Raw genomic sequence first — 9,783 nt, 5'->3', positions numbered from 1 at the left:
ACCTATGGCACTTGTTCTTCGCAATTACCTGCCCTCAAAAAAGAATTTGTATGGCTCAAAGAAGTGGACAGCACGGCTCTTCAATCTTCTCTTCACAACCTCGCTGACTCGTATTCACGATTCTTCAACAAACAAAACAAAGACGTGAAAGATCTGAAATTGCGTGAATGGAAGTGTCTTTCTTGTGGTATGCATCATGATAGAGATGTCAACGCAGGACAAAATTCGAGAAAAGAGGCCTTAAGGCTTCTAACCGTAGGGACTACGGGGATTGCCTACTCATAAAGCCGATGGATACTTTGGTGTTCGTAGGAATCCCCCACTTCAAGCAGTTTGTTAGAATGTTAAGTGGGGGTAGTTCAATACATTCATATATAAAATCCGCAAGACTTTTACTATTATATACATTGAGATCTCCGACAATAGCTAATTTTACGCCGTAGTTCATATACTTTTGTAAAATTTCACCCGCTAGGCCAGTTCTTAAGTTAAAAAATTCCTCTGTAATATTTACTTTGTTAATCAATATTTTTTGACAATCATAGAAAAATTGACGGATGCCATCAAGTCTAATGCTCCTTGTACATCCCCTATTATAATTTCAGAACTTTCTATAATGGCAACTTTAGAATTATCTTTTTCATGAATACGTATTTCCACCTGTATCCCCACCTAACATTACATTTTTCATTAAATTATCATTCTTCTTTTTTCTTTATATAATATTTTTAGCTACAATCTTAAGATGCTCAGGGGCGATGATTTCCTTTATACTTTCTTGAAGATCCTCTTGAAGCATTTCTTCAAGAGGATCCAATGATACTTCAAGAGATGTACACTCTAACGTTTCAATGTCTAATAAGGAATAATGTTCTTTTTTCTTTATGACTAAATATTGATTCTCTTCCGTTACAAGTAAAGAACCTAATCTAATTCCGAGTAGACGTTGATCATCAAATTTCATACTATATCCCTCTCTCTATTGATAGATATACTATAGAAATAAAAACAATTTTATATAAATTAATATCCATATTATAACTTTACCAAAATTTATCTCTAAATAACACGAAAATTGGTATTATTATCCTTACAAATGAAACCTACACTACATATTTCACATGCAATATTCTTAATTCTTCATATATTGCAGCACAAAAAACTTTCTCAACATACAAAGATCACTTTTTAGTTTTCTTAATTATCAGAATACATTATAATGAATTTAATAAAAGTTTGACCTCTCCTAATTCATGTACATATAGTTGATCGGTAGGAATTGCTACCGATCTATTTTTTTATTCTTTTATTAAACATTGAATCTTCTTTTTGAATAATTGAAAACAAAAATTCTGCATCCCGGCCCACACCACAAAGAAGTGCTGATCCTCTTTGATGTTGCCAAGGTAAACCAATATAGTATAACCCTTGCACCCCGCTAACACCTCTTGTATGAACTGGTGATCCTGCTTGATTCATTGCACCTTCTACTTCAATCCACTGATAATTTGGTATGAACCCTGTAGACCATACTACATTCTGAACATGGCATGTGCTATCATCTGAAAACACTACTTTATTCTGCAATGCATTTACGACCTTCGGCTTCAATGCTATTGCTMCATTACGAATAAGCTCTCTACATTCATAACCAAATATAGGATCTTTCTGCTTCTGAAACCATTTACCTCCCTTTGTATTGGTTCCAGCGTATAATAATCCTATTTTTTCAAGCCAAGCAAAAATACTTCTCCCCATTATTTTTAGTGGTAAAAAGGAAAGATGATAACTTACAGCAATCGTAACATCACGAGATTTCGCTAGTTCTACTGCAATTTGTGTACCGGAATTCCCTCCTCCTACTACAAGGACTGATCCCTCTGGAATTTGTATTGGTGATTGATATTGTGAAGAATGGATTTGAAAAATATCATTGGAAAGATTTTGAGCGATTGGAGGAATAAAAGGTTGCTGAAAAGCACCTGATGCGATAATAACGCGTTTAGATCGYAGTACTTCTTTAGGAGTATACACCTCAAATTCATCCTCCTTTTTTCTTACTTTAAAAACATTTGTATGTAGCCTCACTGGTAAAGAAAAACGCTGTACATACTCTTCTAAATAATTGGAGATTTCATCTTTAGTAGGAAATTCATTTTGGTTTCCATCTAACCTCATACCCGGCAGTGCACAATAAGCTCTTGGTGTAAACAATTGTAAAGAATCGTATCGCTTTCTCCACGAATCACCAATTCTCTTTTCTTCATCTAATAAAACAAAGTTATAGTTTCCTTGCTGCAAGTAATATCCCATAGCTAATCCTGCTTGACCAGCTCCTATTATAATTACATCTAACATTTTCTTATCCTCCTTTTCATTCCGAAAAACATATGAATAATTGTTCATATATTCATATGTTTTATCCAATCATATAAATTTTCTTTTTACAAATCAAGGAAAACAATTCTTTTTCTACCCAATATGTAAACATAAAAAAGCACCATCTTAGTGATAAGAAACTTTCCCTTACCACTAAGATGGTGCTTTTCAAATTTAAAAAATAAACAATCTATGCTACAACATCCATATACTTTATATTCGCATTACTTCTCACTAGAAATCACTAAAACTACTTCGGATCTTCGGTTTGTTTTAATCTCAAGATTGTTATCCCATCCTTCCAGTTCGTAACGCCACCGCCCAATCATTTCGCCCATTACAACCTGCACTCTCTGCTGCTTTCTCCCAATCGTATGGTAATGAAATTTGTTCGATAATCCACCATTCTGATTCCTTTTCCATAACTACATAATTAGCGTGTGGTGATCCTGATTCCATTTTATGAAGAATCGGTAAGTCATCTTTGTAAGCAGGAAGTCCTACACTCCCTGGATTGATAACCACTTTCCCATCTGGTAAATATACAACTCTAGGAATATGAGTATGTCCACATACAATTATTTTTTGCTCTATGTTTTGAAGATGTTTCATAATTTCATCTGTAGTCTTCAATATCCCGCCATCTTCTGTCATTTTTTCTAGCAAATATATTTCATCCGAATCTGGTGTTCCATGACAGAAAAGAATGTCTTCCATAATATATTGAGAAGGATGTTCCTTTAGCCAATTTAAATGCTTAGTTGTTAATAGCTTTTTCACTTCATTTAGAGTAACTGATGAATCTTGTATCGACTCCCATAGCATTCGATCGCAGTTACCTCTAATATGATTCATCTTGTGCTTCATTAAAATCTTGATTGTTCCTACAGGATCTATGGGACCATACACACTATCCCCTAAATTAAAAATCAAATCAACATTACGACGTGAGATATCTTTTAATACCGCTTCTAACGCAAAACTATTTCCATGAATATCTGAAATAATAGCTACTTTCTGTTTCATAGGAGCACCTGCCATTCCAAAATTCTAATATAATCTTTCAAAAAAACTTCAAACATCTACATTTACAATCAGTTTATTTATAAACATCCGTACCAAGCTCTTTTAAAAAATCTATATCTGTCACTTCAAAGTACCCATTATTCTTTCTTATTACGCTTTTATCACAAAGAATATTTAATGTCCGTAGTAGGTGCCTATAACTTGTTCCTAACAATTCCGATGTCTCAGTTAAATTCCCATTAAATATAATTCTTTGTTCATTATGAATAAGTCTTTCCCCAGTCGCAAGAATGTAACTTGCTAACCTATTCTCAAGAGGATACAGTAAATTAATTGTACTGTTTTTTGACAGTCTATTTAACTTCTGAGACAAAGAACCACAGATACACCTTAAAAAGATTGCATCCTGAAGCAATCGTTCTCTCACCTTTTCTAAAGGGATTCCAATGCAATAAGAGTCTACCATCACTTGTACATTTGAAGCTGTTTTTTGTGAGTGGATTAATTCAACATCTCCCAATATTTGCAAGTCATCATAAAAACATAATAATACAGATTTCCCATTACTTAATGTGTTATAAGCCTTCGCTTTTCCTTCAACAAAGAAATATAAATAGTGAATATCTTCATTCTCCTTACAAATATGTTCATTCTTTTTAAAGAGTAATAGTTCCATATAGGATTTCATGTCATTACTAAAAAATGATTCAATATGATTCTGTCTTACATAATCATCTAACTTATGAGAATTGCTTATTTTCTTCATAGATCCCCCACCTCTGTAACTCTTTTTAATTATAAGGCTTTGTTAAATGATAATGTTGATATCTTGTGAAAAGAAAAAAGGTTCACTCAGCCCTTTTCTGGTTTCCACTTCAACTAACCGATTCTTTAGTTGAAGTAGCCTTTAAATTAATTATCCCATTTTGTAATTGCATAAAAAATTTCTTTTGGATTAGGGTCGTGTTCCAAATATCCTCCATAGCGAAAAACCAGAACACCATAGCTAAAATCTTGACTAATAATCCATATATCATCATTGTTAATACATTGCCATAGAATGCTAAAGTTCTCTATTGCCCATTTTCCGTTAACAAGAAATATTGGACTGTCATCTATGCCCAAAAATAAATAAACTAATTTTTCTTCAATATCTATCCTTTGCACATACTGAATAACCTCTTGTTCCCAACTAAATTCCTTTCTGAAATTACTATAATTAATCACAAAATCCCATTTATGTAATTCAAATTTCCATTTCTCGTGAACCTTATTAAGAATTATTTCTAATTCTGGAGATGTGATTACATCACTTTTTTCTATGACAGTTGACATATCTTCGGTTAGCAACCTCATTAATTTATATCTCTGGCTCTTTTGTTTAGCTATTTTCACCTTTCGTTTTAAACGCATCTTTCGTTCATCCATAAACGCACCCCGTTACTGTTAATCGCATTATAGTTTCATTTAAATAAAAATTTATTAACTTTTTTATTGTATTAAACTACACTGTTAGTTTAACAAAAAATCAACAGCAGTCTTTAACAGAGCCAATTATAAAAAAAATTTCTTCCTTCTACTATGACATATGTCATAGTAACTCACGATTTAATCATGCTACATTGCATGTAAAGTGAAACTTTAATCAGTGGGGGTTTTCTTCATCCCTCACTGATTATTAGTTGAACGAATAGGGCTTTTACGGGCAGTTGATCCCCGCCTAACTTCTTTGCTCTTGCTGAATTTTGAGGTGGGGGTCTTACTGCTCGCGAATAGCGGGATAAATTTGTAAGGGGGAACGTCATTGTATAATTTGCTCTCAATTATTATAGGTGCTTTCATCGCCATTATGATTCCTTTAAATGGTATCTTATCTGAAATGACAGGTAACTATACATCTAGTGTGATGATTCATATCGTTGGATTAGTTGCTATTGTCATTGTTTTACTCGTTAGCAAATCCAAACTTCGCATGCAAAAAGGGATACCGCTTTATCTTTATAGTGCAGGAGCCATCGGTGTTTTTACCGTACTATTTAGTAATATAAGCTTCACAGCACTTGGTGTCTCTATTACAATCGCTTTAAGTTTACTTGGGCAATCTGTTTCATCTATTATTATCGATCATTTCGGCCTATTAGGGATGAAGGTCGTAAAATTTGAAAAGAAAAAAATCTTTGGATTACTGCTAATTTCTTCTGGAATCATTGTTATGACTATATTTTAATGGAGGATGGAACCATGTTATATATTTGTATTGCCATTTTAGCTGGAATTTCCATTGTAGTTGCAAGAATTATTAATGCTAACTTAGCAGCAAAGATCGGGATTTTCCAAGGGACATTTTTTAATTATATTACAGGACTGTTTTTTTCTTTTCTATTTTTAATCTTTAGCAATGAATCTCTTCACGTATCAACTGCAACATTGCAATCTATACCATTTGTAGTGTATTTAGGTGGGTTAGTAGGTGTTATTGTAATCGTGTTATCAAACTATATTACCCCTAAGATATCATCTTTCTATTTAACGTTATTAATTTTTGTAGGGCAATTATTTATGGGAGTAATAATTGATTTCTTTACATCAAACGATGTATCTATCGGTAAAATAATCGGTGGTTTTTTAGTATTACTTGGACTCACTTATAATTTATTGGTCGATAAAACATATGAACCCATAAAAAATAGTAAGGTACAACTCTAACAGCATACCAAAAAATAGAAAAGGAATAAATCCACTCGCTTGCATTGGACTTATTCCTTTTATGTACGAATACCTCCAGGTTCAACACATCAACTTTGTCTCTTCTTTAACAGAGTGCCTTCTAAAGACAAGGAATTTCAATGCAACAGACATAATAATCATTCCGATTCCACAAACGATAAAAATAACATTTATAGATACAAATATAGAAAGAATCCCAAATATGAGAAGCGATGCTGTATCCGCTAAATAAAGCAAAACCGCATTAAAACTAAACCCTCTCCCTAACATATCTTTAGGAACAAGTTTTTGTAATATGTATACCCTTGTTAGTCCCGCTAGTGGCAAGCCAATGCCTACTATGAATACTCCAACAAAATAAAATGGAATGTTGAATGTAAATCCAAGTAGGAAAATCCCAATCCCCCAAATGATCGAAGCAATTGTATAAATAGCTAAATCTAACTCCTTCCATATGAAAGGAATAATCATATTTGTAATGATTACGATACATCCGAAGAAACCTTGAATAACACTATAAACTTCTTTACTGTCTTTCGTGAACTCCCCCAAAGATACGAGTAATCCTACTTTCCAAACCCATGTGTTCATAAAAACCATTGTAAATGTAAGAAGAAATAAAAATGTAATTTGTTTATTAGATTTCATCCAAATCCAAAACTCTCGCAATGAGAGTATTACTTCTTTCACCTGTTTCTTTTTTGCATCCATCACGTCCTCTGTTACATTCATTTTGATAAGAAAAAGTGCGCTTATGAAATATGTAATTGCATCAATCGTAAAAAAGTGAATGACACCTACTGTCTTCATTAACAATATGGAGAGAAACGGGCTGAGTACAGTTATCCCTCTCGTTACGGAATCATATAAACTATTCGTCATATTCCGTTGTTCTATAGGGGTTATAATTGGTAATAGCGCTCGGTGTGCTGGATTAAAAAAACAACCGCAACACTGAATAAAAAAACTTATGATGATCATATACGTGTAGGTTAAAACATCGAAGTAATAGCAGAAGACAGGAGAAAGGATGAGCGGAATACGAATTATATCAATCATAATTAGCAATTTATTTTTCTGCACCCAATCGGCTATAACACCGCCCACTAATCCAAACAAAAGATAAGGAATCGTTGTCGCAATTACCATTCCTGTTGTATATAATTCTGATCCAGTTAAATCATAAGCAAGAAAAACAAAGGCCAATCCAGTTAATATATCGCCTAAGCTAGAGACTCCCCCTCCCAATAAGTAATACATTATATTTTTATTTTTTAAAATCGTTTTATACAACGGCCTCTCCTCTTCCATATTTTATTTCGAAATACATTTATGAAATATCTCTTCTGTAGCGAATTTTCAGATCTACACTACTTTGTTGTACAAAACCTCTTGCCTCGTAAAAAGGAATTCCTTTTTGATTCCCTTTCATTACAGAAACCCATTGTTTTGTTGCACCTTGTTCAATTTGTCTTTCTGTAACTGCGTTTAAAAGCATTGTTCCAATCCCTTCACCTCTTCTACTAGGATTTAAATACAGCACAAAAAGTTCTCCTACTTTTCCACTTATCATCCCACCTCCACCAGCACCAACTACTTCTCCATTCTCTAAAGCAACATACCAGCCATCCCATCCTGGCATGGGCAGAGTAACTTCTTGATAAATTCGTTCAAATTGATAGAACTCTTCAATTACCGCATCGATATATTCTTTTTCTTTTAAATCCACATACGTATCACACCAACCATCTGAGCACACTTTAGAAATCCCTTCCACATGACAAACTGAAGCTTTTTGAATTTGAATCATTTTTTATTCCCCCCTAAATTGATAAACAGCATGAATTGAAATAAATTCTGAATTGCTGTAAAATTATATTAACATTCATATATCGAATATGTAAATATGGAATATTTTATTTTCAGGAGGTTTCTATGAAAAAAGAGTTTCTTACGCCAACATACCCAAAAGCGAATATTAACATTGCAACATCTATGGGAGTAAATATTGCTACGAATATATTGTTAATTGATTACCAAAAAGGCAATCATACTATGACTTCTCCTTGGATAAAGGCGACTGTACCCAAACTTTCACAAACATTCCATGARAATTTTCTTTCTTTACGATCTGTACTCGCTCATGGTGCAATATTACGGGAATTTATTTTAAAAAAAATAGATTTAGCTGATTCTACACACACAGAATGGGGACCTTTCATTTCTTGGTGGGAAAGTCTATCTAGCGAAGAAATTGAAGAATTAATTACATATGCAATTATTGAAAATATAAATTACTATCACGCTAACTTACCTAATGACAAAAAAATAGATCAACTATTACATGGCATTCAACTTAATGAAGAAAGTTTATCTCATATATCTACACGAAAAATTGCTTTAACTGTGGTTTTAGAAAGCTGGGGAATCGCATCTACTGAAGAAAAAGTGTCCTTTTTTCTAGATGTAAATGAGGTAAAAATAAAAATAATCGCCCTATTAAAAGACTTTTGGAAAGCTGCATTTGAACCTGTATGGCTCAATTATTCAAGTACTTTGCAGCAAGAAACTGTGCAATTACAATCTATTTCTACTCATTCATGTAAAACAAATGATGAAATTGTTTTTTTTATAACTGGATTATATCCTGACAGTTCATGGGTTGAAACGATTCGTTCTTCCAAAAACATTACTTTTATTCCAACATTGCATATGGGCAGTTTCTTATCTATTTTTAAAGTAGATGAAGTCCTCTATATTTTATTTGAACCAAAACTAACACCTAAACAACAAAATGCTGAAGCCGATACTCGGTTGAATATTGATGAAATCATCCCTGCTGTTACTGCTTTAGGTGATCAAGCACGCTTAACTATATTAACGGCACTTGCCAATCATCAAGAATTATTTGCCCAAGAAATTATTAATGAGACTGGATTACATCAAAGTACGGTATCTCGGCACCTAGCTGTACTAGAAAGCGGCGATCTTCTTCATGTGAGAAAAGAAGGTAAAACAAAGTATTATTCTATTAATAAAACCACGGTTGAAAAAACAATTACTTTTTTAAATCATATAAAACGTTAATCAAAAATAGAGAAAGCTGCGCTTTCTCTATTTTTGATTACACTATATTCCCCACTACTATCGATTAAAGCACCACAAAAAAAGGTTGCTCTTTTTCATCTAAACTTTTTACGATTCTCTCTTTGAAATTTGACCACGTAACCATCTTTAAAGCCTCTTCAACAGTAAAGAATCCGACTTCTAAACTCTCACTACTTGTTTCTAACTGACCACCTATAGGTTTTGCTAGCCAACAAGTAGCACAAACACCTAAACTTAGATTTTGATATATACCACAGAACCTCGTCACACGAATATCAATTCCTGTTTCTTCTTTCACTTCCCTAATAGCAGCGTCTTGAATGGATTCCCCTTCTTCAACTTGCCCTCCTGGTTGCTCCCATCCTCTACGCGGACCACGAATTAACAGGATCTTCCCTTCATCGTTTACAACAACGACACCCACTGAAACATAATGTTTTGGATTACTCATATGAACTACCTACCTTTCTACATATCATCATTCATTCGTATTTATGCTAAACCAGAGTATAATATGGACACATTATTAATCTGGTTTAATTT

Annotated in this window: 12 protein-coding genes and 2 pseudogenes; 5 read left to right on the top strand and 9 right to left on the bottom strand. The window is 33.3% G+C overall.

What is annotated here, in order from left to right:
• A pseudogene (locus AC1DIT_RS14960) lies at positions 1 to 138 on the top strand (IS200/IS605 family element RNA-guided endonuclease TnpB); the annotation flags it as partial.
• Between the two features lie 6 nt (positions 139 to 144).
• Positions 145 to 285, top strand: a complete 141-nt coding sequence (locus AC1DIT_RS14955; RefSeq protein ID WP_422851253.1) for a zinc ribbon domain-containing protein — start codon at positions 145 to 147, stop codon at positions 283 to 285.
• Positions 286 to 364: 79 nt separating this feature from the next.
• Here AC1DIT_RS14955 and AC1DIT_RS14950 read toward each other — a convergent pair.
• From AC1DIT_RS14950 to AC1DIT_RS14925, 6 genes and pseudogenes are all read right to left on the bottom strand, one after another.
• Positions 365 to 660 (bottom strand): annotated as a pseudogene (locus AC1DIT_RS14950) (DUF4180 domain-containing protein); the annotation flags it as partial.
• 55 nt (positions 661 to 715) lie between these two features.
• Positions 716 to 964, bottom strand: coding sequence for a hypothetical protein (locus AC1DIT_RS14945; RefSeq protein ID WP_016115528.1), 249 nt, complete (start codon positions 962 to 964; stop codon positions 716 to 718).
• Positions 965 to 1,290: 326 nt separating this feature from the next.
• Positions 1,291 to 2,358 (bottom strand): flavin-containing monooxygenase, encoded by a 1,068-nt coding sequence (locus AC1DIT_RS14940; RefSeq protein ID WP_476998264.1) that lies wholly within the window; start codon positions 2,356 to 2,358, stop codon positions 1,291 to 1,293.
• Between the two features lie 309 nt (positions 2,359 to 2,667).
• A complete protein-coding gene (locus AC1DIT_RS14935) occupies positions 2,668 to 3,405 on the bottom strand; it encodes a metallophosphoesterase family protein (protein ID WP_016115530.1) in 738 nt (245 codons plus the stop codon).
• 73 nt (positions 3,406 to 3,478) lie between these two features.
• Positions 3,479 to 4,171, bottom strand: a complete 693-nt coding sequence (yeiL, locus tag AC1DIT_RS14930) for a transcriptional regulator YeiL (protein ID WP_016115531.1) — start codon at positions 4,169 to 4,171, stop codon at positions 3,479 to 3,481.
• 146 nt (positions 4,172 to 4,317) lie between these two features.
• On the bottom strand, positions 4,318 to 4,833 hold the full coding sequence (locus tag AC1DIT_RS14925) for a hypothetical protein (RefSeq protein ID WP_033671331.1): 516 nt from the start codon (positions 4,831 to 4,833) through the stop codon (positions 4,318 to 4,320).
• A gap of 376 nt (positions 4,834 to 5,209) precedes the next feature.
• Here AC1DIT_RS14925 and AC1DIT_RS14920 point away from each other — a divergent pair, with 376 nt between their 5' ends.
• Both AC1DIT_RS14920 and AC1DIT_RS14915 read left to right on the top strand, forming a co-directional pair.
• Complete coding sequence (locus tag AC1DIT_RS14920; protein ID WP_016115533.1) at positions 5,210 to 5,632, top strand: DMT family transporter; 423 nt, start codon at positions 5,210 to 5,212, stop codon at positions 5,630 to 5,632.
• Positions 5,633 to 5,646: 14 nt separating this feature from the next.
• The gene (locus AC1DIT_RS14915; protein WP_016115534.1) at positions 5,647 to 6,111 is read left to right on the top strand and encodes a DMT family transporter; all 465 of its coding nucleotides are present in this window, start codon (positions 5,647 to 5,649) and stop codon (positions 6,109 to 6,111) included.
• A gap of 81 nt (positions 6,112 to 6,192) precedes the next feature.
• On the opposite strand, the gene AC1DIT_RS14910 is transcribed toward AC1DIT_RS14915, so the two are convergent.
• The gene (locus AC1DIT_RS14910) at positions 6,193 to 7,425 is read right to left on the bottom strand and encodes an MFS transporter (RefSeq protein WP_016115535.1); all 1,233 of its coding nucleotides are present in this window, start codon (positions 7,423 to 7,425) and stop codon (positions 6,193 to 6,195) included.
• Between the two features lie 37 nt (positions 7,426 to 7,462).
• Positions 7,463 to 7,942 carry a GNAT family N-acetyltransferase gene (locus AC1DIT_RS14905; RefSeq protein WP_016115536.1) on the bottom strand — a complete coding sequence of 160 codons (480 nt, stop codon included), beginning with the start codon at positions 7,940 to 7,942 and terminating at the stop codon, positions 7,463 to 7,465.
• Positions 7,943 to 8,067: 125 nt separating this feature from the next.
• Here AC1DIT_RS14905 and AC1DIT_RS14900 point away from each other — a divergent pair, with 125 nt between their 5' ends.
• A complete protein-coding gene (locus AC1DIT_RS14900; protein ID WP_016115537.1) occupies positions 8,068 to 9,219 on the top strand; it encodes an ArsR/SmtB family transcription factor in 1,152 nt (383 codons plus the stop codon).
• A 64-nt stretch (positions 9,220 to 9,283) separates the two neighbouring features.
• On the opposite strand, the gene AC1DIT_RS14895 is transcribed toward AC1DIT_RS14900, so the two are convergent.
• The gene (locus tag AC1DIT_RS14895) at positions 9,284 to 9,691 is read right to left on the bottom strand and encodes an NUDIX hydrolase (RefSeq protein ID WP_016115538.1); all 408 of its coding nucleotides are present in this window, start codon (positions 9,689 to 9,691) and stop codon (positions 9,284 to 9,286) included.
• Between the last annotated feature and the right edge of the window lie 92 nt (positions 9,692 to 9,783).

The organism is Bacillus sp. 05T22 (assembly GCF_056396765.1).
The sequence above is the reverse complement of the archived record's forward strand: the minus strand, read 5'-3'. Positions and strand labels throughout refer to the sequence as shown.

Excerpts from the sequence above, each read along its gene's own strand:
- AC1DIT_RS14925 (WP_033671331.1), bottom strand. The coding sequence starts at position 4,833 with ATGGATGAACGAAAGATGCGTTTAAAACGAAAGGTGAAAATAGCTAAA.
- AC1DIT_RS14935 (WP_016115530.1), bottom strand. The coding sequence starts at position 3,405 with ATGAAACAGAAAGTAGCTATTATTTCAGATATTCATGGAAATAGTTTT.
- yeiL (WP_016115531.1), bottom strand. The coding sequence starts at position 4,171 with ATGAAGAAAATAAGCAATTCTCATAAGTTAGATGATTATGTAAGACAG.
- AC1DIT_RS14895 (WP_016115538.1), bottom strand. The coding sequence starts at position 9,691 with ATGAGTAATCCAAAACATTATGTTTCAGTGGGTGTCGTTGTTGTAAAC.
- AC1DIT_RS14945 (WP_016115528.1), bottom strand. The coding sequence starts at position 964 with ATGAAATTTGATGATCAACGTCTACTCGGAATTAGATTAGGTTCTTTA.
- AC1DIT_RS14905 (WP_016115536.1), bottom strand. The coding sequence starts at position 7,942 with ATGATTCAAATTCAAAAAGCTTCAGTTTGTCATGTGGAAGGGATTTCT.
- AC1DIT_RS14915 (WP_016115534.1), top strand. The coding sequence starts at position 5,647 with ATGTTATATATTTGTATTGCCATTTTAGCTGGAATTTCCATTGTAGTT.